Below are 24644 nucleotides of genomic sequence, written 5' to 3' on the forward strand. Positions count from 1 at the left end.
AATGAGCGCGACAATTGCACAAACTCCGACCATCAGCAGTGTCCCGGCCTGGATGGCCGAAGAGTTAACCCAAGGCGGGAGCCTCGCCCAAATTCGTCTGGGAGATCAGGCATACTTCTTGCGCATCACCCGCGCAGGAAAGTTGATCCTGACAAAATGACATCCCCGGCGCAAACAAGGGGGGCAGCTCCGGTGGGGCTCGTCAGCGAGCTCGACCCGGTTGCCGAGAGTGCGGTCCGAGGACTGCGGGCCTGGTGCGACGGTCCGGAGTCCATGCGGTCGTTCCAGAACCGCCTAGGGTATCAGGTTGGCAAGGACAACGCCGAGGCCATCGGCGACACGCTTGCCCAACTGTGCGATCTGTGTTTCCGCCACGGGCGCAGACCTTTGGCGCGACACCATGCAGCCTGCAAATGCCTTGGGGCAGACGAAAGCTGTTTCGCGAACTTTGTCGCCGCGGCAGGTGAGGGCGCGCATGAAGACGCAATGCTAATCGCCATGCTGATTGTGCGCCCGGATTTTGCGCCCTGCATGATTGGACTTGCAGCAAACCTGGGCGCGGCCTTGCGCCTGACAACACTCACACCAAAAACGACACACAAAACAAACAACGTCATAAACCTACACTAACGGGACAGAAAACACATGAAACGTATACTCCTCGCAACCACGCTCATCGGGCTTGGCTTGGGCACGAGCGCAATGGCAGGCACCAAAGCTGATGTCTTGAGCACCTATGCCGACATTGCCGAGGCTAAGTTCGCCGACAGCCTGACCACTGCCAAAGCGCTTCAGGCTGCGGTGAACACACTTGTTGCAGAGCCAACCGAGACCAACCTGCAAGCGGCAAAGACGGCCTGGCTCGCAGCACGCGTGCCTTATCAGCAGACCGAGGTCTATCGCTTTGGAAATGCCATCGTGGATGACTGGGAAGGCAAGGTAAACGCATGGCCCCTGGACGAAGGCCTGATCGACTATGTTGATGACGGCTATGGTGGCCCATCAGTTTACGGGCGCGAACTACCACCTTGTCGGGCTACGCAACGAACGGCTGAAAGAGATGAACATCGAGCTTTTGCAAACAGCAGCTGAGTTTGAAACCAACCTTACGCCCAAGGGCCATCTGAACGTGCGCGTGGCCAATACCGGCCCCGGACATGCGCTGCCCACCGGAGTGGCCGATTTCCGTCAGGTCTGGCTGGATATTACAGTGCGCGATGCGTCGGGCGCGGTGGTTCTGGAAAGCGGCAAGATGAGTGACGCAGGTATTTTCGACCCCTCTGCACGTTTCTTCCGCAAGGTCTTTGGTGACAAATACGGCGACCCTGTTGGGTTTGTATTCTGGCGCTAAGAGAAGATGCCGGAAGACACGAAGATACCGGCAGGCGGGCATCGAGATGAGGTCTTTGAACTGCCGGCTGACACCGCCTTTCCGATTGCGGTTGATGTAAAGCTGATGTTCCGCACCTATCCGCAGGCCGTCACGGATATCGTACGCGAGCAATACCCGGACCTGACCAACCCCGAAGCCGTTCTGATGACGCAAGTAAAGACTGAGCTGGCCCCCGGTCAGTAGTCCCGGCGCAGTGCTGCGCTGGAAACACGAAAAGGATGAAGACTTTGAAACGCAACATATTGGGCGCCGCGCTAACGGCCTTGTGTCTGACATCGCTTGGGCCGCGTCTCATGCTGAAACCTATGATATCGATCAGTTGATAGACCTCTCAGCCATGACACCGGAAGAAATCTACCGCTTTGCGCCAGACTACCTGTGGATCGAACCGGGTGACTCGATCCGCTTTCTGAACTCGACCGGCAATCACACGGTGACGTCGCTTGAGGGCATGTGGCCGGAAGGGGCCGACTATATCGATATCGAACATCTACCGGAAGCCAAAGTCGTGCTGGATAAACCCGGTATCTACGGCTTTCGCTGCAAGGTGCATGGGCGCCATGGCATGTATGCATTGGTCGTTGTGGGCACGCCAGAACCTAACATCGACCAGATCGAATACGGCAAGGTCAGCGATGTCGGCAAACAGATATTCGAGAAGTTGTTTGCCAAGATGGAAGAAGACTGGAAAGAAAAGTAACGCGGCCAGCGACGCAACCAGTCCATCACCCGGATTTTCAATTGCCGGGCGTTGGTGCGCTTTCAAGGGCTTCGATGGCCTTGCGTGATCCTTTCAACCCCAGCCGCATGCGCTTAAAGCTGTCTTCGGCATAGTTGGCTTCGGATTGGTAGCGAAAGGTAATGTCTTTGCCAGATTTCATCTCTTCCAGTACATCCGCTTGCAGGCTTGGTGAAATCGGGATGCGCACCTGTGCGCTGGCGATGCCATCGCCGCCCTGATACTCGGTCATGCAGTTTTGGGCGTAGCAGCCTTCGGCAGGCAGTTCGGTAACACGGCCGTCAGAATGCGCCACCGAAACGCCCATGAAATGGATCATCGGATCGTCTGACACGCGGTAAAAGCCATAGTAAAAACCGCCTGTGTCATAGTCTCGGCCCAAGAAAACCCGTGCCACTAGGTCGCCGTTCTGCACGAGGTCCCAACCCGCCTCACCATCTGAATACGACCAGCGGTCTGAGGCGGTTTCGGCCCATAAGTTTGAAGACAATGCAAATAGAACAAATACAAGAGACAAAAATTTCATAAGTTTAACCCCAATCAAATCCCGTTCCCAGCATGGCGACTTAAGGCTTGGCTGACAATGGGGTCACATTTAGAGGGCTGGGATGGCTACTCTGATGCTGAATTCGGAACCAGTGTTGTTACGCCGACCGAGGCTGCGCGGGCAAGGTCTGGTTCTAGTGACATGGGTACATATTCGCCGCGTCGCCAAAGCTGGGACATGTCGTCGTAATACCGTGAAAGAAAATGCCCTGATTGGCCGGTTGAAATCACAAAGACCGAGCTGTCAGGGTCAGCAAAATCATAGACACCGCGATACCCCGCGGCGTGCACGTTGCGGAATGGGTTCGGGTCTTGGCCGCTGGTGCGTCCGCGCTGCAGAGTGTTGTCGCCGCCGCTTGTGGACTGGCGGATGTTAACGAAGTATCGAAGCAATGGCACGTCACCCAGAACCTGATGGTCATGCGTGGCCTGATGCGCATCACCCCAACGCAAGGACTCAAGCTGTGTGCCGTAAGCTTCTGAAATCCAAAGCAAAGCATCGTTCAGCGCGAGACGCGCCATGTCCGTGCAAGTCTCGACGGGCGCGCTTTGGATGACGTTGCACCAAGCGGATGCTCCATCCACATCGCGGAACACGCGCTCGATGAACAAGGGTTCAACATGGGTGTACTCATCGGCAAGCGGGCCGAGGTCATCCCGGATCAACCGTTCTTGCAGCGCCCGCATCCATGCGGCATAGATCAGAGGTTCCGGCAGATGCTCATTCATCTCTCCGTTCCATTCTGACAACAACTCCAGAGCGCGCTGTCGCAGGCGTTCCGGAGACCCTTCAGGCGCCGCTTCGCCGGTAAACCAAAGATCAGCCCCCACCAGCGGCAAGAGCGCACGCGCGGTAAAGCTGACGGTATCCAACTGCGCCTCGACAAAGCTGTCACGGGTGTGAACCTGACGCCCTTGCATCAGGCGCTGCCAACGTTGCACCCGTTGCGTGTCGCCCCAGACGTATGACACGTGCAGCGGAAAGGGGCGTTCGACTGTCTTGTTGTTGGTGTTGCCTACGATGCCGCCAACCGGCGTCAGAAACACAGGGTTAGACGCATAGGGCAGGCGGCCCTGCCATTGGTTTTGCGGCATCCAACCCAACGTGGGCATACGTCCCTGGCTTTGGTGGCTTCGGTCACGGCGCGGCACTGCCCCAATAACTTTAAGGGCGATCGTATCTTGGTCGGCCAAAGTCAGGTTTTGTGCGGGTGAGATGTAGTTTTCGGCAGCGTCAATCGCTTCGGTCACGGAAGAGGCATAAAGCAGGTTGACCGCCGCCGTCATCGAGGTGTCCTGCGCGCTCAGCGCGGTCCAGCCAAGTGCGGCCACATGGTTCTCAGGCGTGACTGTGCCCAGGTCATAGTGACTGCCCGGCAAGACCGGCCCGTTTTCAGTCCAGCGCAGGGTCAGCGTGACGGGATCCTGACCGTCGATATTGACGATGGACTTGCGAGTGATGAATGGCGCGAAACCTTCGGATGTGCGGTATTCTTCGGGGTTGTTGGGGTTCAGCTCTTCGATGAATACGTCTTGATCGTCGACATAGGCGGATGTCAGCCCCCAACCAAGCGCGTCACTGCGACCGGTCAGCACCACGGGCATCCCGGGAATGGTGCCGCCGATGACCCCCCCGGATTGCAGTTCCAGACGGGCGAGATACCAGATCGCCGGCGCACTGAGGCCCAAATGCGGATCATTGGCCAGAAGTGTGCCCCCTGAAGCCGAACGAGAGGCAGAGGCGGCCCAGCCATTCGATGCGCCAGCCAATGCACGGCGCGGGAAAGGGGACAGGGGGTGCGCGGGCAGGTCACGGCCCTGGGCAAAGCGGGGATTGCCTTGGACAATGGCGGCATACTCTGGCAGCGCGGCAACGCCTGTGCCCGGCGCATCGGGTAGGATGTCTGCCAATCGGTCCGCATCGGGCAGCAACAGGCTGGTGCGCGCGCGTATGACCTCTTCTTCCAGGTGGCCCGACAGTTGCAAGGCCATCAGCTTTTGAATGGCGATAGAATCCGCAGGTTGCCAGGGCGAAATCGCATTGGGAAACAGGAACATTTCCGGTGCCCCACGGCCGAGGGACTCGCGATTGATCTCATCAATGCGTGTGTTGACCCCATTGGCATAGGCGCGCAGCACCTTGGCAGTGCGGGCATCCTGATGTTGTACCGATTGAACCGAGAGCGGATAAAAGTCGAGCCTGCGCAAAAGCGTGTCGATCTCAAGCGTGGCTGAGCCAAAGACTTCGGACAAGCGGCCCTGCGCGGTGCGTCGCAACATGATCATCTGCCACAGGCGGTCCTGTGCATGGGCATAGCCAAGTGCAAAAAACACATCGTCATCTGCGGTGCCAAAGATATGCGGTACGTTGGCACTGTCGCGCACGATTTCGACCGGTGCGCTTACGCCAGAAGCGGCCAGAGTCTTGTCATAGTCAGGCAAGCTGCGGGACGCGAGAAAATACACCAGAAGAACGCCCAAAACGGCGACCAACAGCATACCGCCTGCAATACGCAGCAACCATTGAATGACGAACCCCATACCGAATCCCTGCGTAAGACATGTCCCGATTGCGGGGGATCATCGCTTGCTCTGGCAATGCCCACAACCATCTTTCCGCCCTCCTGTACCCCCATTCCACATGATCCGCAAAGGCAAGAAACAGCTTTAGCCCTTGCCAAGGGCCGCACGGAACGGGACAAACGCCCTAACAGTTTACTGAGAGGGAAGAACCAATGGCAAAAGTGGCGTTTCTGGGCCTGGGTGTGATGGGCTATCCGATGGCAGGACACCTGCAAAAGGCCGGGCATGAGGTCACGGTTTACAACCGGACGGCTGCCAAGGCCGAGGCCTGGGTCAAAGAGCACGGCGGCGCGATGGCCACCACACCGGCAAAGGCCGCTGAGGGGTGCGATTTCGTTATGGCCTGTGTTGGCAATGATGATGACTTGCGGGGTGTTTGCGTCGGTGAAGAAGGCGCTTTTCAGGGTATGAAAGCTGGCGCAGTCTTTGTCGATCACACCACGGTGTCTGCCAAGGTCACGACGGAACTATATGCCGATGCGCAGGGACGGGGTATCGCCTTTGTCGATGGTCCGATCTCGGGCGGGCAGGCAGGTGCGGAAAACGGCGTCCTCTCTGTTATGTGTGGCGGTGATCAGGCCGCTTATGACGCCGCCGAGCCGATCATTGATGCTTATGCCCGTATTTGCCGCCGGATTGGTGACAGCGGGGCCGGGCAACTGACAAAAATGTGCAATCAGATCGCGATTGCCGGTGTGGTGCAGGGCCTCTCTGAAGCGCTGCATTTCGCTGAAAAAGCCGGTCTGGATGGTCGGGCTGTTGTTGAGGTTATCAGCCAGGGGGCCGCGGGCAGCTGGCAGATGTCAAATCGTTACGAAACCATGCTGGACGATCACTTTGATCACGGCTTTGCTGTCGATTGGATGCGCAAGGATTTGGGGATCTGCCTTGATGCAGCTGACGAAACCCAAGCCAGCCTGCCGCTGACGGCTCTGGTGGATCAGTTTTACAAAGATGTGCAAAAACTGGGGGGAGGTCGTTGGGACACGTCCAGCTTGCTCAAGCGATTGCGCGCCTTGGATTAACAAAAATGGGGGCAGATCGACATTCGATCTGTCCCCAAAAAACATATTTATCATGACCTTGCGGGCGTTTCTTAAAGAATTGCGCCGTGCCTTTTGGCAATTAGGGAATGATCCGGCTGTATTTGGTACCTTCAACCGTCGCGCCGACATGCAACCCAGCCTGACCAAAGATCACTGCAATCACTGGCGCCAGCGTTGTGGTCGTGTCGATCGCCAAAGTTTCGCCTTCGTCAGCAACAGCGTACTTCACATCCGCTCCCGCGGCCCATCCACTTGCACGGCGGAACTCCGCCAATGCGCCTTCGGTCATGAAAAACAGAACATGCGCGTGCTGTGAGGCGCCGATCTGCAAGCCAAAGCTGCCCATTGCGGCAGAGTAGTAGTCGACAGTCGTGTCATTCACCCGCAGCGCACCACGTCCATAACCACCGCCGAATCCAAATCCAGCCTCGGTGATCAAAGGCATAACCAGTATGCCGGTCGATTTGTTCGCAAGGTCAATGGTGTTGGGGTAATTCGTGTAGAGGTAATTCAGCGTGTTATCGACACGCGCGTCAATTTCCGCGCCGCCTGTGCTGCCAACCCCGTTGCCACATGCTGCAGTAAGACCCGCCCCTGCAAGTGCTGCAAAGGTGAAATTTCGTCTGTTCATCATATCCATGATCGGTGCCCGTGTTTGTTGTTATCTGCTCTGATACCGCCGGTTTTCCGGTCGTTCTGTGCGAACTATAGGGCCAGTGCCGTGTGTTGTCACTAGCCCCTTTGTTTTGTTGGCAATTTAGCGCGCAGGTCAGGCGCCGGAGAGCTTGCGTGCTACGGCGGGTGCAAAATAGGTCAAAATCCCATCACAGCCCGCGCGTTTAAAGCCCAAGAGGCTTTCAACCATCGCCTTGTCACCGTCAATCCAGCCGCTTTGCGCCGCCCCCATGATCATCGCGTATTCACCTGAGACCTGGTAGGCATAGGTCGGCACGCCAAACTGATCCTTGACGCTGCGGCAGATGTCCAAATAAGGCATGCCGGGTTTTACCATGACCATATCGGCGCCTTCATCCAGATCACGCCCGACCAGACGCAACGCTTCATCGCTGTTGCCGGGGTCCATCTGATAAGTGGTCTTGTCGCCTTTGAGCGCGCCCGAGGCCCCAACCGCATCACGGAACGGACCGTAAAAGGCGCTGGCATATTTGGCAGCGTAGCTCAGGATCATCACTTCGGAATGTCCGTTTGCCTCGAGCGCTGTGCGAATGGCACCGATACGTCCATCCATCATGTCGCTTGGGCCGATAATTTCGGCGCCTGCCTCGGCCTGAGAAAGTGCTTGCTTGACAAGGGCTTCGACGGTTTCGTCGTTGAGGATTTTGCCGTCTTTCACGAACCCATCGTGACCGTTGATGTTATAGGGATCAAGTGCCACATCGGTCATGATCGCAATCTCTGGAACCGCGTCCTTGATCGCACGGGTGGCGGTGTTCGAGAGGTTGTTTGGGTTCCACGCTTCGGAACAACACTCGGTCTTTTTCAAAGGGTCGGTATACGGAAACAGGCAAATCGCCGGGATGCCGAGATCATGAGCTTCTCGTGCTGCCTCGACGATTTTGTCGACGGAGCGGCGCACAACACCGGGCATCGAGGCCACGGGCTCTTCGACGCCTTCACCGTCGCGTACAAAGATCGGCCAGATCAAATCATCAACGGTCAAGGTGTTCTCGCGCACAAGACCGCGCACGGCGGCGGATTGGCGTGTGCGACGCAGACGGGCGGCAGGAAAGGCAGCGGGTTGATGGCTCATGTGTGACCTCATTTACATGCCCCCCTCAGGTGCCACGGATTTAACCACATCTCAAGGCTAGGAATTGCCGCAGAGCCGCGCTATGTGGGATGAAACACCAAAAAGGGCCCGGGCGTGGACTGGCATCAAACTGTCTTTGAACTCATCGATATGCGCAGCTTTTCGAATCTTTGGTTCTGGATTGCGCTGGCGGTGATGTGGTCGTCGGCCAGTCACTGGGTGCTTGGCGTGCCTTTTGACATGGTGCTTCGCGCGCGCCGCAATGGCGGCCAGAGCGAAATTGATTTGGAAGACATGGTCCGGATCAACACCAATCGCCTGCTCTATGTGGGGCGGGTTTCTGGGTTATGGCTGGTGGGGTTTGCCTGCTTCGTGCACACAGGCCTTGTGATGATTGGATTCATTTACGGAAATGAATTCGCTCAGGCCGTTTTCTTGCTGCTGTTTCCCTTGTCTTTGGTCGGCTTGATCAGCCTGTCTACTGCAGCACGAATTCAGGATGAACAGGCCAGCGGACTCTTGTTGTACAAGCGGCTGACCCGCCACAGAGTCTACACGCAAGTCATTGGAGTTGTGTCCATTTTCGTGACCTCCCTCTGGGGTATGTACCAGAATTTCAATACCTCGCCGCTGGGCTAGAGTGGCATGACACAGACGACTCACATCTCCGTCGGCGGTTCGCCCGAGGGCCATGATGCGCGACTGATTTTGGATGAGGTCGCACGCACCTCAGGCCCTGTGGTGCATATTGCGCGCGATGACAAACGGTTGGCTGCTTTGCGTGCAGCACTGGCGTTTTTCCGACCCGATATGCCTGTGATCAGTTTTCCCGGTTGGGACTGTCTGCCTTATGACCGGGTGTCACCTAATGCGGACATCTCGGCCACGCGCATGGCAACTCTGGCAGGGCTAGTGCATGGCATGCCACAGCAATTTGTGTTGCTCACCACGCTGAATGCCGCCACCCAGCGCGTACCAGCGCGCGATGTGCTGCGTGAAGCAGCCTTCAAAGCGCGGGTTGGCTACCAAATCGATGAGGCCGGGTTGCGTGCCTTTTTGGTGCGCATGGGCTTTACCCAGGCGCCAACGGTGATGGAACCCGGAGATTACGCGATCCGTGGCGGCATCATCGACATTTTCCCGCCCGGCGATTCTGGTCCCGTTCGCCTTGATCTGTTTGGGGATGTGCTGGATGGGGCGCGGCGGTTTGATCCAATCACCCAGCGCACCACGGAAAAGTTGGACGAGATAGAACTGGCGCCGGTATCCGAGATTATCTTGGACGAGGCCGCTATCACCCGGTTCCGCCAAAACTATCGTATTGAATTTGGCGCGGCGGGCACCGACGATCCGCTTTACGAGGCGGTCAGCGCGGGGCGCAAGCATCAAGGTGTTGAGCATTGGTTGCCATTCTTCCATGCCGAGATGGAAACCCTGTTTGATTACTTGCCGAATGCCGTTATTTCCGTTGATGATCAGACAGATGCCGCGCGTCTTTCACGCTGGGATTCGGTGGTAGATCAATATGAAACACGCAAACATGCACTGACCCAGAAGAGCCGGATCGACACGGTGTACAAACCCGTGCCACCTGAGTTGCTGTATCTTGATGATGTCGCTTGGGCGACCGCTGTTGATGGTCACCGGGTATTGCGGTTCCATCCCTTGCCACAGGCCAGCGGACCGGGCGTGATTGATGCAGGCGGACGTATTGGCCGCAACTTCGCACCCGAACGCCAACAAGAACAGGTCAGCCTGTTCGGCGCCTTGGCCGATCATATCCGTGCCCGTCTGCAAGAGGGTCCGGTCCTGATTGCCAGCTATTCCGAAGGTGCGCGGGAACGACTGTCAGGGTTGATCGAAGACGAGGGACTGGCAGAAGCAATTCCGATCACTGATGCAACCCGTATTGGAAAACGTGGGCTCTACTTGGCGGTTTGGGCGCTGGAACACGGCTTTGTCACGCCAGAAATGACGGTGATCTCTGAGCAGGATGTGCTGGGCGATCGATTGATCCGTGCTCCGCGTAAAAAGCGGCGTGCCGAAAACTTTCTGACGGAAACCCAATCGCTTAGCCCCGGGGATCTTGTGGTGCATGTCGATCACGGCATAGGTCGCTATCATGGGCTGGAAGTCATCACGGCAGCAGGTGCGGCGCATGAATGCCTCAGCCTGGAATATGCTGAGAGGTCAAAGCTTTACCTGCCAGTTGAAAACATCGAACTGCTGTCGAAGTACGGTCACGATGAGGGGCTTCTGGATCGCCTTGGCGGTGGAGCATGGCAGGCGAAGAAGGCCCGTCTGAAAGAACGTATCCGCGCGATGGCAGACCGCTTGATCCGTGTTGCCGCCGAACGCGCCCTGCGCAAAGCGCCTGTGATGGAGGCGCAGCACCACGCTTGGGAAGAATTCAGTGCCCGGTTCCCGTATCAGGAAACCGATGACCAACTGCGTGCGATCGAGGACGTGATTGGGGATTTGACCAATGGCACACCGATGGATCGTCTGGTTTGCGGTGACGTAGGTTTTGGCAAGACCGAGGTCGCGATGCGGGCAGCCTTTGTTGCGGCAATGTCTGGTGCACAGGTTGCCGTGATCGCCCCGACGACATTGCTGGCGCGTCAACACTACAAGAGTTTCGCCGAACGATTTCGCGGTTTTCCAATTGAAGTCAGAAGTTTGTCGCGCTTTGTGAGTGCAAAAGAAGCCGAGAAAACACGCGAAGGAATGGCCCGAGGCACGGTTGATATCGTGATCGGAACCCATGCGCTTTTGGCCAAAAGTATCCGGTTCAAGAACCTCAGCCTTTTGGTTATCGATGAAGAGCAACATTTTGGTGTCTCCCATAAAGAACGGCTGAAACAGATGCGCTCGGACGTGCATGTGCTGACGCTGACCGCGACGCCAATCCCACGCACGCTGCAATTGTCGCTGTCTGGGGTTCGCGATTTGTCGATCATCGGCACGCCGCCAGTCGACCGACTGGCGATCCGCACCTACGTCAGTGAATTCGATGCGGTCACCATCCGCGAGGCGCTCTTGCGCGAGCATTATCGCGGCGGTCAGAGCTTTTATGTCGTGCCGCGCATCAGTGATTTACGCGAGATCGAGGAATTTCTTGCCGATCAGGTGCCCGAAGTCTCTGTGGTCATCGCCCACGGGCAAATGGCGGCAGGTGAGTTGGATGACCGGATGAACGCCTTTTATGACGGCAAATATGACGTGCTGTTGGCGACGACCATTGTTGAATCCGGCTTGGACATCCCAACTGCAAACACCATGGTGGTTCACCGCGCCGACATGTTTGGCCTGTCGCAGCTTTATCAAATCAGGGGACGGGTAGGGCGCTCAAAGACCCGCGCCTATGCATATCTCACCACCAAACCACGCGCGCGCTTGACCCCCGCTGCGGAAAAACGCCTGCGCGTACTGGGCAGTCTCGACACCCTGGGTGCCGGCTTTACGCTGGCCTCTCAAGATCTTGATATTCGTGGCGCAGGCAACCTCTTGGGTGAAGAACAGTCCGGCCAGATGCGCGATGTGGGCTATGAGCTTTACCAGTCCATGCTGGAAGAGGCGATTGCCAAAATCCGCGCAGGCGAAATGGAAGGTCTGAGTGACGCCGATGAGCAATGGGCACCGCAAATCAATCTGGGTGTCCCCGTTTTGATCCCCGAAGCCTATGTGCCTGATCTGGATGTCCGCCTGGGGCTGTATCGGCGTCTCAGCAGCCTGCATACCAAGGTTGAACTGGAAGGGTTTGCCGCGGAATTGATTGATCGATTTGGGAAATTGCCTAAAGAGGTCAATACCTTGCTTTTGGTTGTGCGGATCAAGGACATGTGTAAACGCGCGGGCATTTCCAAACTGGACGGCGGCCCCAAAGGCGCGACAATCCAGTTCCACAATGACAAATTCGCCTCGCCTCAGGGGCTGGTTGAGTTCATTCAAGACCAACGCGGGCTCGCCAAGGTGCGTGACAACAAAATCGTCGTTCGTCGCGACTGGAAGAAAGAGAGCGACAAGATCAAAGGCGCCTTTGGAATTGCGCGCGATCTGGCGACCAAGCTGGTCGAAGAGCGCAAGCGAAATAAAGCCAAGAGCTGATCCATTGCCCTAAGGTCAGGATTCCCGTGCTTGCCAGACGCCCATAGGCCGCCGTAGGCTGAATGCATAGCAACAATCGGGAACGGATGCTCATGCATGTCCTCAAATACGCGCTGATCGTTGGCACCATGTCTTTTGCGGGCATGAGTGCGGCCCAGTCAGACGCTCCACCACCGGCGATGGATCCCCAGGCAGTCGAAATCCTCACCTCAGCAGCGAAGTACCTGTCTGAGCAGAACACATTGTCGGTCAAATGGTTCGTGTCAAATGACACGGTTCTGGAGGGGCGTGAGAAACTAACGCAAATCCGCAGCGGTTATAGCCTGCTGGACCGTGAAGGTGGATATTATGGCTATCTCGAACGCGGCCTTGCAGCGCGGGAGTTCTATTTTGATGGCGCAAGTCTGAGTGTGAATGACGTCGAAAATGACGCCTACGCACAGATCGCCTTTGCCGGTGACTTTGAAGGGTTGGTTGATCGGGCGAAAGAGGAATACAATCTTGATCTGCCGATCTGGTCGGTGTTGTCGATGCAGTATGGCGAAGGATATCTGGACGCCGCCGAAAAGGCAGCCTATGTCGGGCTGACTCGCATCGGTGGCGAGGTGGCGCACCACATTGCTCTCAGCAATTATGATGAAGACTGGCAGGTCTGGATTGCCGATGACCCCGAAAGCCCACGTTTGATAATGTTGGTTGGAACGGATCCTTATACCCAAGGATGGCCGCAATACCGTGCCTATTTCACTGACTGGAATTTTTCACCAGAGATCGCCGAAGGCGCATTTACCTATGTGCCCGGTGAAGACAGTGAACAAATGATCTGGCCCCGGGTTCCGGGCAATTGAGGAGCATGCAATGAAACAGGTTTTCACAGGATTACTGGTGGCTGCTCTGGCAATTGGCACCTCCCCGCAAGGGGTTGTGTCGCTCAAGTTTGATGTGTCACAGGCCTTTGCCAAACAGCGTGGCGGTGGCATGAGAAGCGGCGGCGGTGCGCGACCGTCTGGCGGCGCCAAAGCGCGCCCGGCCACACGCCCTTCGGGAGGTGCGCGTCCATCGACGGGAACGCGCCCATCAGCGGGGACACGTCCCTCAACCGGAACGCGGCCGTCAACAGGCGCACGTCCCTCAACCGGGACGCGTCCTTCGACAGGCACACGTCCGTCAACTGGGACACGCCCTACACCGGGCGTCGCACCCAGCAACCCGGCCGCATCGCGCCCGGCGGCGGGGACACGACCTGCGACACAGCCTAGCAATCGACGCCCACCGGGCAATGGTGTGCGACCACCGAACATGGGTAAGCCGGGGGCGCGACCTCCAAGCGCAAGGCCGCCAAATCGTCCGGGAACACGACCTCCGGGATACCGTCCGCCTCATACACGGCCGCCGTACTATCGCCCGCCGTATCATCGCCCGCCGTATTACCGGCCCCCACACTATCACTGGGGCAATTACTACTATCATTCGGCATGGGGTTGGTTCTTTACCGCCGCATTGGTCACATCGACGTTGGTCTTCGTAAGCGATCTGCCCTCTGACAACGAGTGTGAGAAGATCTTGGAAGATGGCGAGACGCTGTATCTCTGTGATGGCGTTCTTTATCGGTCAACCTATTACGAGGACGAGCGCGTCTATGAGATCGTGAGTGATCCGCCGGATGCGGCCGAGCCAGATGCCGTTCTGGGCCTGTCACTGACGGATCCGATGATGAGCGGTGAGGTTGTCAAAGACCTGCAGAAAGCCCTGATTGGCGAAGGCTATGACGTGGGTACCGCAGATGGTGTCTTTGGTAGCGGAACCGAGACTGCAGTGATGTGGTATCAGTATGACAACGCGCTTGAGCCAACAGGCATCATGGATATTGAGACCACAAAGCTTTTGGGCTTTGAAGTGCCAACCAATCCGGGCACTGCAGAAGGAGACGGTGCTGCCACCACAGATCCTGCAGCTGCCGAGGGAGACGTTCCTTCGCTCAGCGATGCAGAAACCGAAGGTGAGGCTGAAGAAACAGAGCCTGCCACAGACACGTCCACAGGCGCATCTGATTGACGTTAAAGAGTCGAGGCGCGGGCTTAGCTCAGCGCCTCGGCTCGCTTCATGTAGAGCATGAGACCAAAGCCCAGCGCGGCCTCAATCCCAATCCCAAGAGCGATAGGCACCGGTGTGCCATTAAAGGCCAACCCAACCGGCACGGCCAAAACCGCCCCCATGACTGTTGAAATTGCGCCCATGACACTGGCGGCGGTGCCTGCCATATGTCCTAAAGGCTCCATCGCCATGGCATTGAGATTGCCCAATGTCATGCCTGCCTGAAAGAACAGTGTGGTCTGCCAGAACACGAATATTCCGAACAACACTGGACCAATTGGTGGGGTTAGCGCAGCGGTTAGCATGCCAAGTGAACAGACGATCTGAACGGCCAGAGTGACGGTCACCAGAAAACGCATCCCCAGCCGCATCACCAACCACGCGTTCAGGATACTGGCTGTACCTGCGACCAATGACACGCCTGCGAACCACAACGGAAAGCTGTCACCGCGGTCAAAGGTGATGTCATAGACCTGTTGGACACTTGTGAGAATGGTCATCAGCATGCCAAAGCACAGCGTTTGTACCAGGATCGAAATACGCACCACCGGGATGGCCCACATCTCACCCACGGCGCTGATCAGGACGGGCAGGCGAAAGGGGCGGCGATCTTCTTTGGCCAAGGGTTCTGGAAGGCGAAAGCCAAGCCAAAGCACCGACATGAGCGAGAACAGGATGAACGCGACAAAAACACCGCGCCAACCACTAAAGGCGATGATGAAAGACCCCAACAGCGGTGCAATGGCGGGCACCAGCGTAAAGATCAACATCACGATCGACACCAGCCGCGCCATTTCGCGCCCGGAATAGAGGTCGCGGATGATCGCCAGTGTCACCACGCGTGGTCCTGCCGCGCCGATGCCTTGGAACACGCGTGCGACAAGTACCAATTCCAAAGATTGCGAAGCCCAGCCAATTGCGGCGCAGATCATATAGAGCACAGCGCCACCGACGATCACAGGCTTTCGGCCAAAGGTGTCCGATAGGGGGCCTGTAAAAAACGTGCCGATCCCCATACCCAGCATAAAGCTGGTCAGGATCATCTGTGCATTGTTCACGTTGTCCGGGCTCAACTCGCGCCCGATCTCGGGCAGGGCAGGCAGCATGGCGTCGATCGAAAATGCGATGGTGGCAAACATCATCGCACATAGTGCGACGAACTCGACGCGGGACAAGGGGTGGCTTTGGGTCATTCTGCGGGCTGATCGTCCGTATTATCGGCCTGCGGCGGATGCGCGGCTTTGTGATGGCCCAAACGCGCAATCAGCCATTCGGAATGCGCCTTGTGGCGCTCAGCTGTAAAAGCACCGAACTGCTGGATCACGAAGGCAAAAATGCCAAGACCCAAAAAAATGAAAACTGTCGTGCCGATCTTGCCGAGCGTTGTGGCGGGCACGAGTGAGCCATAGCCCACGGTTGAAAGTGTAATCACTGAAAAGAAATAGCTGTCGATCCAGTTCCAGCCTTCGACAAAGTGAAAAAAGACTGTGCCTGAAATGACCACTGGCACCAGCAACAGAACCAGAAACAGCAGACGCAGCCCCGGTGTCATGAGGCGGCCTGTGTCTCGTTCAACTCGCGGATCACTTTAACCCAAAGTTCCACAGGCTGCGCGCCAGGCACGGCATGTTGGTTGTCGACGATAAAGGTCGGGACAGAGTTCACACCCATCTCGCGGCTATGGGCGTCACGTTCGCGAATACTGGCAACATCTTCGTCGGTTTTGAGAAGTTTGCCGATGACGGCTGCGTCCAGACCTGCGCCATCTGCGATGTCACACAGAACATCGTCGCTGCCAATGTCGCGGCCTTCCTTGAAGTAGGCTTTGAACAGGGCGTCGACCACGGCGTTCTGTTTGCCCTCGATCCCCGCCCAATGGATCAGGCGGTGGGCGTTGATGGTGTTTGGCGTGCGTTTCATCGCCGCAAAATCGATGTCCAGCCCTTCGTCGCGCGCATGCTGCTCGATCTCACCGTAAACGCGCACGGCGTTTTCTTTGCCGCCGAACTTGGTCTCGAGATACTCGCGTCGGTCCATACCTTCTGCTGGCATGTCGGGGTTCAGCTGAAAGGGATGCCATTCAATGGCAAACGGGTGATCTGGCTCGGCCTCCATCGCCTTTTCAAGGCGGGTTTTGCCGATGTAGCACCACGGGCAGATAGGGTCAGACAGAACGTCAAGCTTGATCATGGTGTCGCCTCGAATTGGTCGCGCAGGGCGCGGCGGCTGAGTTTGCCGTTGGGGTTGGTGGGCAGCGCATCCAAACGCCGGAACAGGCGCGGCTGTTTATATCGTGCCAGCGTTGTCTCCACATACGTCCTCAGGGCGGTTTCGTCCAGTTCACTTTCACTGGTATAAAATGCCGCAATGATGCGCGTGTCTTTTTTGATTTCGACATCCGTTACACCGACCGAGATAACGCCGGGCATGCGCGAAAGTGCGGCCTCAACCTCGAGTGGGGACACACGGTAGCCGCCAGCGTTCATCATATCATCCGCTCGTCCGGCATATCTGACATAAAAATCACTCTCCATCTGGCCCCGATCTCCGGTCAGGAACCAGTCGCCGGAAAACCGGGATTCAGTGTCCTCAGGCGCGCGCCAATAGCCCAGCATCAGCCCCGGATCGCGGCGATCAATGGCAATTATGCCTTCCTCGCCCAGTTGCACAGGTTTGCCATCCTCGTCCACCAAAGCCAGCCTCCGTCCGGGCTGGGGCTTGCCCAAAGTGTCGGGATGCGCCGGCGAAGCAGGGCTGGCTGAGATAAAGGTCGAGCACTCTGACATGCCATAAGCTTCAAACAGCGCTGTTCCCGTTGCCTCAAACCAATCTTCGCGAATGGTCTCTGAGAGCTTTTCACCTGCAGACAGCCCGTGGCGCAGGTCTGGAAGGTGAATATCAGGGTGATCTGACAGCATTTTGCGGTAAACACCGGGGGCCGCGGCAAAGATCGTCGCCTTGTGTTGTTTCAGCAGTTTGGGCAGGTCTTGAATGTCCACGCCCTTGGCCGGGATCAGCGCAGTGGCCCCAATGGACCAAGGATCCATCAAGCCGGTCCCCAGCGTATAGGTCCAGTTGAAGGCGCCCGCATGCATCAGGCGATCGTCGGAGCGTAACCCGTACCAGCCCTCATGCATCATCTGGCGCGCCCAGATTGCGCGGTGCGCGTGACACACGGCACGCGGCACGCCAGACGTGCCCGAGGTGTAAATGATGTAACCCATCCGGTCAGGATCACCCATATCAAAGGCGGCCGGGGACAGGGTGCGCATATCTTCCAGTGCATCCAGCGTGATTTGAGGGATCGTCGGTGTATCCGGGCAGGCAATGGTGGGGTCGCGCAGAATGGCTGCTGGCTCAAGCTCTGCAACCATCTTGGCGACTTCGGGCTCTGTCAACTGTGACGAGGTTGGTACAGGCACCATGCCTCCGGCGATTGCGCCGAGATAGGCAATAGGAAACTCTACTGTATTGCCCAGTCGCATCAACACGCGATCTCCGGGCTGCAGCCCATGTGCCAGTAATCCCGTAGTGGTGCCCAAAACCGCCGCCTTGATGGCGCCAAATGTCCAATCCTGCGAGGTGTCATGCGACATGACTGACAATGCGGTTTTGTCGGCCAGCACATCAGCCTGCGCCAGAACATGTGCGGCCATATTGAAGGCGCGCGGCGCGGCTGGATGCGCGCCCTGATCGAATAAAGACAACATGCGATCTAGGTATTGTGAGGTTCAATGAGTTGCAAGTCCGATAGGGCGCGGTCTACAAAGCGCCACATGAGCGACAATGACCCAAAGTCCTTGATCCGGGTGGCTCGTGAAAACGGCCAAAAGGATCATCTTGAGCCAATAGACCTTGGCCAACGTGTGCGCGAATTGCGCAAAGCAGGCAAATGGACTTTGGAACAGGCCGCCAAGCAAGCTGGTCTGGCGCGGTCTACCCTGTCCAAGATTGAAAACGGCCAGATGTCTCCGACCTTCGACGCGCTCAAAAAGCTTGCGATCGGGTTAGAGATTTCAGTGCCGCAGCTGTTCACACCGCCGCAAAAGGGGCAGGTCAACGGGCGATTGTCAGTTGTCGCCTCGGGTGAGGGTGTGCATCAGGCCACCACCACCTACGAACATGAACTGCTGGCGGAAAACCTGACCAAGAAGACCATGCTGCCCTATCGCGCGCGTGTTCGGGCGCGGTCTATGGACGACTTTGATGGCTGGGTCCGCCATGACGGCGAAGAGTTCCTGTATGTGCTGACCGGGGTTGTGCGGCTTTTCACCGAGTTTTACGAACCGATTGAGATGCGCCGTGGCGACAGCGCCTATTATGACGGGTCGATGGGGCACAATCTGTTGTCGGTCTCGGACGAAGACGCTTTGGTGCTTTGGGTCACGTCACTGACATAGGCCGTGACCGACCTATGTCAGCATGGCAGGATCAGGCGTCCTGCAAGAGCTTTTCACTCATGTCCCAAAGCCGTTCAGCGCTTTCATCGTCACAGGCATGTGCATTTACACCGAAAAAGCGTGCCGTTGGGCTGTCCATATCGGTTGGTGCGGCAACATCCGCATCCTCGCAGTAAACCCCGGCCTTGCCCTCGAGTTTGGGCGAAGTTGCCGCCCAAAGCGTGGTTGAGCAGCCCTGTTCCGGCGTCTTAAAGCCTTGTTTGGCCAGTTCAGACGGTTCTCCACTTTCGTCCAGCCAACCCAGCGCAATCATCTCTTCTTGTGGCAGGTGACGCTGCAGAGGTGTGAAAATGCCGCCCGGGTGCACCGAAAAGGCAAGACCGCCTGAGGGCTTCAGTCGGCGGGACAATCCGTTTGCAAACAGGGCGTTGGCGGTCTTGGCTTGGCCATAGGCCTGCCACTTATCGTAAGCGGTATCTGAGTACTGCACGTCATCCCACAGGATGTCAGAGATTTTGTGGCCCGTTGACGATAGCGCTACAACACGGGTTCCCGGGGCCTTGGTCAAGAGTGGCATCAGGGCTGTTGTCAAAGCAAAGTGCCCCATGTGGTTGACGCCGAACTGCGATTCCCAACCTGGACCTACACGCGCCTCGGGGCAGGCCATGATCCCGGCATTGTTGATCAAGAGATCCAACGCGGACAGGTCGTCGAGCATCGCGTCGGTAAAACTGCGAACGGACGCCAGATCGGCAAGATCCATCGGCGCGGTGGTGATGTCACCGGCCAGTTCCGCCAAGGCTGCTTGAGCCTTTTCAGGCGAGCGCACCGGCACGATGACCTTTACACCCTTGTCCGCCAACGCGCGCACGGTTTCGAGGCCAAGCCCACTGTAACCACCTGTCACGATTGCGGTTTTTCCTGAGAGGTCGATGTTCTCCAGAACCTCTTTGCCAGTGCTCTTGGCATGAAATCCGGACTGCGTGGGAACTTGATCTGCGATGGACATGGGCTCTCTCCTGTACTGTCTCGTGGCTCTTGTTGACCACAAGGTAGGGAGCACCAACGCGCCTTGAAACGCCTCAGTTGTATTTTGGCGTGAATTGCGAGTGAATTGACGGGGATGCGGGGTGTGAGACGCCTAGAGCGTGCTCAAAACCGTCTTGAGGTCACCATATCCCGTGTGGCGATGTTCAAACGCGAGGCCCAAGCGTTCGGCACACTCACGTGCCTTGGCCATTAACTCCGGATCATCCGTTTGCGACTGATAGACCAGCTTGGTGTAATTGCCAAAATACATGTCACGCAATTCCGGATGACGATCCAGTCCCATGGGTTTCCAGACAAAGGCATCAAACTGGCGGGTCAGGAAGTCGGTAAGGTAAAAGGCGTCAAACTCGTCTTCGCTGGTTTTTGCAAACGTGTCGTTGCCTTCGAAGAAGCTGTAACAATGTGGACCTTCGACCATCTCGACGCCCAACTCATCACAAGCCACCTGCAACAGCCCACCAGTGCCGCAATCTGCGTAGGCCACAAAGATGTCGTCATAGTCAGCGCGGTGCTTGTGCACGGCCTCGCGCACAGCCTCGGGGATTTTCTCAGGGTAAAGGTGCAGCTTGGCGGGCAGGCATGTCAGATCCATGTGATCCCAGCCATTGGCCTCTTTCAAGGCCAGGATTTCCCGTGCCAAAGCACCACAGGCCAGCAACAGGATACGTCCGGACTTGGACGCGGTCACATAGCCGGTCTCGGTCAGGTCTGTGTCGCTGGGAAGGGTCATGTTTCACCTAAAAAGTAAAGCCCGCCAAAGTCTTGACGGGCCTTGTTCATGTCATGTGGGCCAGATCAACCATTCATCTGGTTGTGCTTGCGACCCACCAGATCTTTGGCTGTTTCCACCGCTACAGCGGCGTCGCGGCAATAGGCGTCAGCGCCGATCGCCTTGCCAAACTCTTCGTTCAGTGGCGCGCCGCCAACCAAAACGATGTAGTCATCGCGACGACCCTGTTCGACCAACGTGTCGATAACCACTTTCATATAGGGCATCGTGGTGGTCAGCAGGGCGGACATGCCCAGGATGTCAGGCTCTTCGTTTTCAAGGGCCTCAAGATAGGCCTCGACCGCGTTGTTGATGCCCAGATCGACAACTTCAAAGCCGGCGCCTTCCATCATCATGCCGACAAGGTTTTTGCCGATGTCGTGGATGTCGCCTTTGACGGTGCCAATCACCATCTTGCCAACGCGCGGGGCGCCGGTTTCGGCCAAAAGCGGCTTAAGAATGAACATGCCGCCCTTCATGGCGTTAGCAGCCAGAAGAACCTCTGGTACAAACAGAATGCCGTCGCGGAAGTCCGCACCCACAATGGTCATGCCGCCGACAAGAGCCTTGGTCAGGATGTCGTAGGGCGCCCATTCGCGCTCAAGCAGGATGTTCACGGCCTCTTCGATCTCTTCCTTGAGACCGTCGTAGAGGTCGTCGAACATCTGTTGAACCAGTTCTTCGTCGTCCAGTTCAGACAGGATGATATCGTCTTCTTCCGACATGAGCTTTCCTCAATAGGGCCGACACGTATGGTCGGGATCGTGGTTTTCACTACACTTGTTCAATTTGGGTCCAACCTACTGTCAAAATAGCGACATGGGCCGCGCTGAGACCGACTTATCACACGGAAATCGCAGGACATGAGTGAAAAATTTTCAGGATAATCTTGGGGTTGATTGCATATGTTCCCTTTTTGTTCTAATTTGAGGTATGGAAACGCAAACTCAAACCATTTCCGACACCCGCCGCCGTGGGCGCGGTGCGCTGAGCAATCAGGCCGGGCGATTTGATCTGGACCGCTATGAAGAAAACGATGGCTGGGAGATCGACGAAGAGCGACCGGCGTTTCGGACCGAGATCACACAGGAAGCGGCCAAAAGTATCATCACGCGAAATGCGTCACCTGACCTGCCTTTTGACCGCTCGATTAACCCTTATCGAGGATGCGAGCATGGGTGCGTCTATTGCTTTGCGCGTCCAACGCATTGCTACCTAGGGCTTTCTGCGGGATTGGATTTCGAAACCAAGATCACGGCACGGCCCAATGCAGCTGACCTTCTCGACAAAGAATTGCGCCGCAAGTCATATGATGTCGCAACTTTGGCAATTGGAACAAATACCGATCCGTATCAACCAGCCGAGCGGGATCTGGGGATCATGCGCAAGTGTCTTAAGGTGTTGGCTGATTTTCAGCACCCGGTTGGCATAGTCACCAAGGGCAGCCTGATTGAGCGCGATATCGACATTCTGGCGTCGATGGCGGAACGCGGATTGGTGCATGTAGGCATTTCAGTCACGACGTTGGATGCGAAACTCTCGCGACTGATGGAACCCAGGGTTCCGGCCCCAATTCGAAGGCTTCAAACGATCCGGCGTCTAAGCGATGCAGGGATTCCGGTACGGGTCATGATGGCGCCGGTGGTGCCTTCGGTGACAGATCACGAGATTGAGGCTGTTTTGGGTGCCGCGCGCGAGGCCGGCGCCAAGGCCGCCAGCTGGATCATGTTGCGTCTTCCGCAAGAGGTCTCTCCGTTGTTTCAGGAATGGCTGCAAGAGCATTTTCCACTGCGGGCCGACAGGGTGATGGCACGGGTGCGCGAAATGCACGGCGGACAGGATTATGATGCCCAATGGGGGCGGCGTATGCGCGGCGAAGGCCATTACGCCAGCATGATTGCGGCACGGTTCAATATGGCCATGCGCCGACAGGGTCTTTCACCAAACCTGCCAGTATTACGACAGGACCTGTTTCAGCCGCCATTGGCAACGGCGGATCAGTTAGCCCTGTTTTAGGCCAGTTCAGCGATGCCTTGTTGCACGCGGCGGGCTTTGGCAATCGCCAGATCTGCCAATGCGGCGTGGTCCTTGGCGCCGCACGCGGCAATTTTTTCATCGTATTCGGCGCGGGCCTGATCAAGAGCGGGCATTTCAGAAGCCAGCACTTCAAAGGCATATTCCAGCGGTGCATCTGGGGCCAAAACGCCCTCGGCGCGTAGTTTCTCTTCTGCGATTTCGCGGGCTTCGGGGGTCATTTTCTCAAAAAGAATGCTCATCTTTGTCTCCATGCCGGGCGGGACAAAGCAGGTCATCATTGATCCGATTTAGGGTCCCGATGCCCCGGCGACCTTAATTTGCGGCACCAAAGCAAAGGGCTACACTGATCTAGGTCAAATGGCGTCAGTGGGTCGCGCCCAAATACGCGAAAAAGCCCGCAACTGTGCAGGATTTAGGCGTTTTGGCTCTTAAATGATGATGCTTTTGTCCTTAACCGCGACGACGGTTGCGCCGTGCCGGCCGTGCTGCCACATCTTCGCCAGTGCCATCCGAAGCGGATGAAAAAGGCCCAAGAACATCCGTGATCTGTTCCAGCGTTGGGCGTGGTCCACGGTCGCGGGTTTCAAGTGCTGCGCGCATTGCAGAAAGATGTTCGGCCATTGTACCGCAGCAGCCGCCGATAATCGTCGCGCCGCTATCACGGGCCATCACGGCATATTCTGCCATCAGTTCCGGGGTGCCATCATAATGAATGTGGCCATCGACATATTTTGGAATGCCGGCGTTGCCCTTAGCAACGATGGGCCGCTCCGAGCCTTGGGCCGCAAAACCCTGGACTGTGCGCAAGAGATCTGAGGCGCCGGTGCCGCAATTTGCGCCAAAGCCGAGAGGAGGGTTGGCGAGGCCTTCGACCATCTGCACCATATCGGACGAGGTCACGCCCATCATGGTGCGTCCTGCAGTGTCAAAGCTCATGGTGCCGACCCACGGCATATCTGCCAGCGCAAAGGCTTCGGCGGCTGCGCGGTATTCTTCGGGCGCCGAGATGGTTTCAAGCCACAAAACGTCTGCGCCGCCTTCTTTCAGGCCCTCGGCCTGTTCATGAAAAATCTCAACGGCGTCTGCATGGCTGAGCGCCCCAACCGGTTGCATGATTTCGCCGGTTGGGCCGACCGAACCGGCGACGATCACAGGATGATCCGCCGCATCAGCCACTTCACGTCCCAATTCCGCTGACATGCGTGACAATTCGCGGGCGCGGTGGCCAGCGTCGTGCAGTTTTAGCCGTGCAGAGTTGCCGCCGAACGAGTTGGTCAGAAACAGGTCCGAGCCATTATCGACCGCAAGGCTGTAAAGCTTTTTGATCTTGGCAGGTTCCTGCTCGTTCCACAGTTCAGGCGCGTCTCCCGAGCTGAGCCCCATGTTGAACAGGTTGGTTCCGGTCGCGCCATCGGCCATAATCCAGTCGCGGGTTTCCAGCATTTTGGACAGGGCATTGGTCATGGGATCAGTTCCTTTGCATGAGGCACAGGGCCGAGAGGCCCAAATCGCGGGCAGATGTGTCATGACGCGCCCGCAAGGGCAATCTCAAAACACTCATGGACATCATGAGAGCGGCGCAAGTTTGCCCAAATCTGAATGCTCACGGAAAAAGCGCGGACCGAAACCCGCGCCTTAAGACTGGTTTTTCCGATCTGCGGATCAGTCTTCTTGCATCATCTTTTCTTTGACCTGGCTCAGGATCTCAGCGCGTTTTGCACGGATCTCATCCGAGGTGATCTTGCCTTCGAGGTCTGCTACGACCTTGCGCACGACATCTTCGTGGCCGGCCTCTTCGAAATCGGCGAGTACGACAGTCTTAGCATATGCGTCTGCATCGTCGCCCGATTTACCCAGCATTTCCGCTGCCCACAGGCCCAACAATTTGTTGGTCCGGGCATCGGCTTTGAAGGTCATTTCTTCATCGTGGGCGAACTTAGCTTCAAAGGCGCTTTCGCGTTCATCAAAAGTGGTCATCTGCTCATGTCCTTGCAAATGTTGACGTTGGCCCTTGTATGCACGGGAGGACCTCTCGCCGCAAGGGGCGAGGCGCGCTTGCGACAATGCCGCCCATGATTTAAGAGGGCGCCATGAAGTGGGGACTCGCCC

Annotated in this window: 26 protein-coding genes and 1 pseudogene; 13 read left to right on the forward strand and 14 right to left on the reverse strand. The window is 57.0% G+C overall.

What is annotated here, in order from left to right:
* Position 1 precedes the first annotated feature (1 nt).
* The 6 genes and pseudogenes from Q0932_RS05975 to Q0932_RS06000 all read left to right on the forward strand — a co-directional run bounded on the left by Q0932_RS05975 (position 2) and on the right by Q0932_RS06000 (position 2093).
* The gene (locus tag Q0932_RS05975) at positions 2 to 160 is read left to right on the forward strand and encodes a hemin uptake protein HemP (RefSeq protein WP_299350517.1); all 159 of its coding nucleotides are present in this window, start codon (positions 2 to 4) and stop codon (positions 158 to 160) included.
* A 32-nt stretch (positions 161 to 192) separates the two neighbouring features.
* The gene (locus tag Q0932_RS05980; RefSeq protein WP_299350519.1) at positions 193 to 630 is read left to right on the forward strand and encodes a hypothetical protein; all 438 of its coding nucleotides are present in this window, start codon (positions 193 to 195) and stop codon (positions 628 to 630) included.
* A 15-nt stretch (positions 631 to 645) separates the two neighbouring features.
* A pseudogene (locus tag Q0932_RS05985) lies at positions 646 to 1005 on the forward strand (imelysin family protein); the annotation flags it as partial.
* Between the two features lie 55 nt (positions 1006 to 1060).
* Positions 1061 to 1351 (forward strand): hypothetical protein, encoded by a 291-nt coding sequence (locus tag Q0932_RS05990; RefSeq protein ID WP_299350520.1) that lies wholly within the window; start codon positions 1061 to 1063, stop codon positions 1349 to 1351.
* Between the two features lie 6 nt (positions 1352 to 1357).
* On the forward strand, positions 1358 to 1576 hold the full coding sequence (locus Q0932_RS05995) for a hypothetical protein (protein WP_299350522.1): 219 nt from the start codon (positions 1358 to 1360) through the stop codon (positions 1574 to 1576).
* Between the two features lie 10 nt (positions 1577 to 1586).
* Positions 1587 to 2093 (forward strand): plastocyanin/azurin family copper-binding protein, encoded by a 507-nt coding sequence (locus Q0932_RS06000; RefSeq protein ID WP_299350524.1) that lies wholly within the window; start codon positions 1587 to 1589, stop codon positions 2091 to 2093.
* A gap of 37 nt (positions 2094 to 2130) precedes the next feature.
* Here Q0932_RS06000 and Q0932_RS06005 read toward each other — a convergent pair whose 3' ends face one another.
* The gene (locus Q0932_RS06005; RefSeq protein ID WP_299350526.1) at positions 2131 to 2658 is read right to left on the reverse strand and encodes a hypothetical protein; all 528 of its coding nucleotides are present in this window, start codon (positions 2656 to 2658) and stop codon (positions 2131 to 2133) included.
* Between the two features lie 86 nt (positions 2659 to 2744).
* The gene (locus Q0932_RS06010) at positions 2745 to 5219 is read right to left on the reverse strand and encodes a penicillin acylase family protein (RefSeq protein ID WP_299350528.1); all 2475 of its coding nucleotides are present in this window, start codon (positions 5217 to 5219) and stop codon (positions 2745 to 2747) included.
* Between the two features lie 194 nt (positions 5220 to 5413).
* Between Q0932_RS06010 and Q0932_RS06015 the strand changes: the two genes are divergently transcribed.
* Positions 5414 to 6286, forward strand: coding sequence for an NAD(P)-dependent oxidoreductase (locus tag Q0932_RS06015; RefSeq protein WP_299350529.1), 873 nt, complete (start codon positions 5414 to 5416; stop codon positions 6284 to 6286).
* 100 nt (positions 6287 to 6386) lie between these two features.
* On the opposite strand, the gene Q0932_RS06020 is transcribed toward Q0932_RS06015, so the two are convergent.
* Together Q0932_RS06020 and hemB are read right to left on the reverse strand one after the other, a co-directional pair.
* On the reverse strand, positions 6387 to 6947 hold the full coding sequence (locus Q0932_RS06020; protein WP_299350530.1) for a YSC84-related protein: 561 nt from the start codon (positions 6945 to 6947) through the stop codon (positions 6387 to 6389).
* A 129-nt stretch (positions 6948 to 7076) separates the two neighbouring features.
* A complete protein-coding gene (gene hemB / locus Q0932_RS06025) occupies positions 7077 to 8078 on the reverse strand; it encodes a porphobilinogen synthase (RefSeq protein ID WP_299350532.1) in 1002 nt (333 codons plus the stop codon).
* Positions 8079 to 8192: 114 nt separating this feature from the next.
* Here hemB and Q0932_RS06030 point away from each other — a divergent pair, with 114 nt between their 5' ends.
* The 4 genes from Q0932_RS06030 (at position 8193) to Q0932_RS06045 (ending at position 14240) form a co-directional block, all read left to right on the forward strand.
* Positions 8193 to 8717, forward strand: coding sequence for a component of SufBCD complex (locus Q0932_RS06030; protein WP_299350534.1), 525 nt, complete (start codon positions 8193 to 8195; stop codon positions 8715 to 8717).
* A gap of 6 nt (positions 8718 to 8723) precedes the next feature.
* On the forward strand, positions 8724 to 12185 hold the full coding sequence (gene mfd / locus Q0932_RS06035) for a transcription-repair coupling factor (RefSeq protein ID WP_299350535.1): 3462 nt from the start codon (positions 8724 to 8726) through the stop codon (positions 12183 to 12185).
* A 92-nt stretch (positions 12186 to 12277) separates the two neighbouring features.
* Entirely contained in the window at positions 12278 to 13033 is a 756-nt protein-coding gene (locus Q0932_RS06040) for a DUF2092 domain-containing protein (RefSeq protein WP_299350537.1), read from the forward strand.
* 10 nt (positions 13034 to 13043) lie between these two features.
* The gene (locus Q0932_RS06045; protein WP_299350539.1) at positions 13044 to 14240 is read left to right on the forward strand and encodes a peptidoglycan-binding domain-containing protein; all 1197 of its coding nucleotides are present in this window, start codon (positions 13044 to 13046) and stop codon (positions 14238 to 14240) included.
* Between the two features lie 23 nt (positions 14241 to 14263).
* Here Q0932_RS06045 and Q0932_RS06050 read toward each other — a convergent pair whose 3' ends face one another.
* From Q0932_RS06050 to Q0932_RS06065, 4 genes are read right to left on the reverse strand one after another with little or no spacing between them, the layout of a single operon-like run.
* Positions 14264 to 15472, reverse strand: coding sequence for a multidrug effflux MFS transporter (locus tag Q0932_RS06050; RefSeq protein ID WP_299350540.1), 1209 nt, complete (start codon positions 15470 to 15472; stop codon positions 14264 to 14266).
* Positions 15469 to 15831 carry a potassium channel family protein gene (locus Q0932_RS06055; RefSeq protein WP_299350541.1) on the reverse strand — a complete coding sequence of 121 codons (363 nt, stop codon included), beginning with the start codon at positions 15829 to 15831 and terminating at the stop codon, positions 15469 to 15471. The genes Q0932_RS06050 and Q0932_RS06055 overlap by 4 nt, the downstream gene beginning before the upstream one ends.
* On the reverse strand, positions 15828 to 16469 hold the full coding sequence (locus Q0932_RS06060; protein WP_299350542.1) for a DsbA family oxidoreductase: 642 nt from the start codon (positions 16467 to 16469) through the stop codon (positions 15828 to 15830). Before Q0932_RS06060 ends, Q0932_RS06055 begins: the two co-directional genes overlap by 4 nt.
* Complete coding sequence (locus Q0932_RS06065; RefSeq protein WP_299350543.1) at positions 16466 to 17989, reverse strand: class I adenylate-forming enzyme family protein; 1524 nt, start codon at positions 17987 to 17989, stop codon at positions 16466 to 16468. Before Q0932_RS06065 ends, Q0932_RS06060 begins: the two co-directional genes overlap by 4 nt.
* Before the next feature lie 66 nt (positions 17990 to 18055).
* Between Q0932_RS06065 and Q0932_RS06070 the strand changes: the two genes are divergently transcribed.
* Positions 18056 to 18679, forward strand: coding sequence for an XRE family transcriptional regulator (locus tag Q0932_RS06070; RefSeq protein WP_299350545.1), 624 nt, complete (start codon positions 18056 to 18058; stop codon positions 18677 to 18679).
* Positions 18680 to 18710: 31 nt separating this feature from the next.
* On the opposite strand, the gene Q0932_RS06075 is transcribed toward Q0932_RS06070, so the two are convergent.
* The 3 genes from Q0932_RS06075 to Q0932_RS06085 all read right to left on the reverse strand — a co-directional run bounded on the left by Q0932_RS06075 (position 18711) and on the right by Q0932_RS06085 (position 21223).
* Complete coding sequence (locus tag Q0932_RS06075; RefSeq protein ID WP_299350547.1) at positions 18711 to 19688, reverse strand: oxidoreductase; 978 nt, start codon at positions 19686 to 19688, stop codon at positions 18711 to 18713.
* Between the two features lie 132 nt (positions 19689 to 19820).
* Positions 19821 to 20459 carry a DUF1638 domain-containing protein gene (locus Q0932_RS06080; protein ID WP_299350549.1) on the reverse strand — a complete coding sequence of 213 codons (639 nt, stop codon included), beginning with the start codon at positions 20457 to 20459 and terminating at the stop codon, positions 19821 to 19823.
* A 65-nt stretch (positions 20460 to 20524) separates the two neighbouring features.
* Positions 20525 to 21223, reverse strand: a complete 699-nt coding sequence (locus Q0932_RS06085) for a B12-binding domain-containing protein (RefSeq protein WP_299350551.1) — start codon at positions 21221 to 21223, stop codon at positions 20525 to 20527.
* A 208-nt stretch (positions 21224 to 21431) separates the two neighbouring features.
* On the opposite strand from Q0932_RS06085, the gene Q0932_RS06090 reads away from it, so the two are divergent.
* Positions 21432 to 22514 carry a PA0069 family radical SAM protein gene (locus tag Q0932_RS06090; RefSeq protein ID WP_299350553.1) on the forward strand — a complete coding sequence of 361 codons (1083 nt, stop codon included), beginning with the start codon at positions 21432 to 21434 and terminating at the stop codon, positions 22512 to 22514.
* Here Q0932_RS06090 and Q0932_RS06095 read toward each other — a convergent pair.
* The 3 genes from Q0932_RS06095 to Q0932_RS06105 all read right to left on the reverse strand — a co-directional run bounded on the left by Q0932_RS06095 (position 22511) and on the right by Q0932_RS06105 (position 24512).
* Entirely contained in the window at positions 22511 to 22774 is a 264-nt protein-coding gene (locus tag Q0932_RS06095) for a hypothetical protein (protein WP_299350554.1), read from the reverse strand. The genes Q0932_RS06090 and Q0932_RS06095 overlap by 4 nt on opposite strands.
* A gap of 211 nt (positions 22775 to 22985) precedes the next feature.
* Positions 22986 to 23999: a betaine--homocysteine S-methyltransferase gene (bmt, locus tag Q0932_RS06100; RefSeq protein ID WP_299350556.1), complete on the reverse strand. Its 1014-nt coding sequence runs from the start codon at positions 23997 to 23999 to the stop codon at positions 22986 to 22988.
* A 198-nt stretch (positions 24000 to 24197) separates the two neighbouring features.
* The gene (locus tag Q0932_RS06105) at positions 24198 to 24512 is read right to left on the reverse strand and encodes a DUF1476 domain-containing protein (RefSeq protein ID WP_299350558.1); all 315 of its coding nucleotides are present in this window, start codon (positions 24510 to 24512) and stop codon (positions 24198 to 24200) included.
* Between the last annotated feature and the right edge of the window lie 132 nt (positions 24513 to 24644).

Source organism: uncultured Shimia sp., assembly GCF_947498095.1.
Taxonomy (GTDB): domain Bacteria; phylum Pseudomonadota; class Alphaproteobacteria; order Rhodobacterales; family Rhodobacteraceae; genus Shimia.

Bases quoted from the DNA above. Each gene is read 5' to 3' on its own strand.
- Q0932_RS06050 (WP_299350540.1), bottom strand. From the start codon at position 15,472: ATGACCCAAAGCCACCCCTTGTCCCGCGTCGAGTTCGTCGCACTATGT.
- Q0932_RS06020 (WP_299350530.1), bottom strand. From the start codon at position 6,947: ATGGATATGATGAACAGACGAAATTTCACCTTTGCAGCACTTGCAGGG.
- Q0932_RS06105 (WP_299350558.1), bottom strand. From the start codon at position 24,512: ATGACCACTTTTGATGAACGCGAAAGCGCCTTTGAAGCTAAGTTCGCC.
- Q0932_RS06010 (WP_299350528.1), bottom strand. From the start codon at position 5,219: ATGGGGTTCGTCATTCAATGGTTGCTGCGTATTGCAGGCGGTATGCTG.
- Q0932_RS06045 (WP_299350539.1), top strand. From the start codon at position 13,044: ATGAAACAGGTTTTCACAGGATTACTGGTGGCTGCTCTGGCAATTGGC.
- Q0932_RS06095 (WP_299350554.1), bottom strand. From the start codon at position 22,774: ATGAGCATTCTTTTTGAGAAAATGACCCCCGAAGCCCGCGAAATCGCA.
- bmt (WP_299350556.1), bottom strand. From the start codon at position 23,999: ATGACCAATGCCCTGTCCAAAATGCTGGAAACCCGCGACTGGATTATG.
- Q0932_RS06085 (WP_299350551.1), bottom strand. From the start codon at position 21,223: ATGTCGGAAGAAGACGATATCATCCTGTCTGAACTGGACGACGAAGAA.
- mfd (WP_299350535.1), top strand. From the start codon at position 8,724: ATGACACAGACGACTCACATCTCCGTCGGCGGTTCGCCCGAGGGCCAT.
- Q0932_RS06060 (WP_299350542.1), bottom strand. From the start codon at position 16,469: ATGATCAAGCTTGACGTTCTGTCTGACCCTATCTGCCCGTGGTGCTAC.
- Q0932_RS05975 (WP_299350517.1), top strand. From the start codon at position 2: ATGAGCGCGACAATTGCACAAACTCCGACCATCAGCAGTGTCCCGGCC.
- Q0932_RS06075 (WP_299350547.1), bottom strand. From the start codon at position 19,688: ATGTCCATCGCAGATCAAGTTCCCACGCAGTCCGGATTTCATGCCAAG.
- Q0932_RS06070 (WP_299350545.1), top strand. From the start codon at position 18,056: ATGAGCGACAATGACCCAAAGTCCTTGATCCGGGTGGCTCGTGAAAAC.
- Q0932_RS05990 (WP_299350520.1), top strand. From the start codon at position 1,061: ATGAACATCGAGCTTTTGCAAACAGCAGCTGAGTTTGAAACCAACCTT.
- Q0932_RS06055 (WP_299350541.1), bottom strand. From the start codon at position 15,831: ATGACACCGGGGCTGCGTCTGCTGTTTCTGGTTCTGTTGCTGGTGCCA.
- Q0932_RS06005 (WP_299350526.1), bottom strand. From the start codon at position 2,658: ATGAAATTTTTGTCTCTTGTATTTGTTCTATTTGCATTGTCTTCAAAC.
- Q0932_RS06090 (WP_299350553.1), top strand. From the start codon at position 21,432: ATGGAAACGCAAACTCAAACCATTTCCGACACCCGCCGCCGTGGGCGC.
- Q0932_RS06015 (WP_299350529.1), top strand. From the start codon at position 5,414: ATGGCAAAAGTGGCGTTTCTGGGCCTGGGTGTGATGGGCTATCCGATG.
- Q0932_RS06040 (WP_299350537.1), top strand. From the start codon at position 12,278: ATGCATGTCCTCAAATACGCGCTGATCGTTGGCACCATGTCTTTTGCG.
- Q0932_RS06080 (WP_299350549.1), bottom strand. From the start codon at position 20,459: ATGACCCTTCCCAGCGACACAGACCTGACCGAGACCGGCTATGTGACC.
- hemB (WP_299350532.1), bottom strand. From the start codon at position 8,078: ATGAGCCATCAACCCGCTGCCTTTCCTGCCGCCCGTCTGCGTCGCACA.
- Q0932_RS06065 (WP_299350543.1), bottom strand. From the start codon at position 17,989: ATGTTGTCTTTATTCGATCAGGGCGCGCATCCAGCCGCGCCGCGCGCC.
- Q0932_RS05995 (WP_299350522.1), top strand. From the start codon at position 1,358: ATGCCGGAAGACACGAAGATACCGGCAGGCGGGCATCGAGATGAGGTC.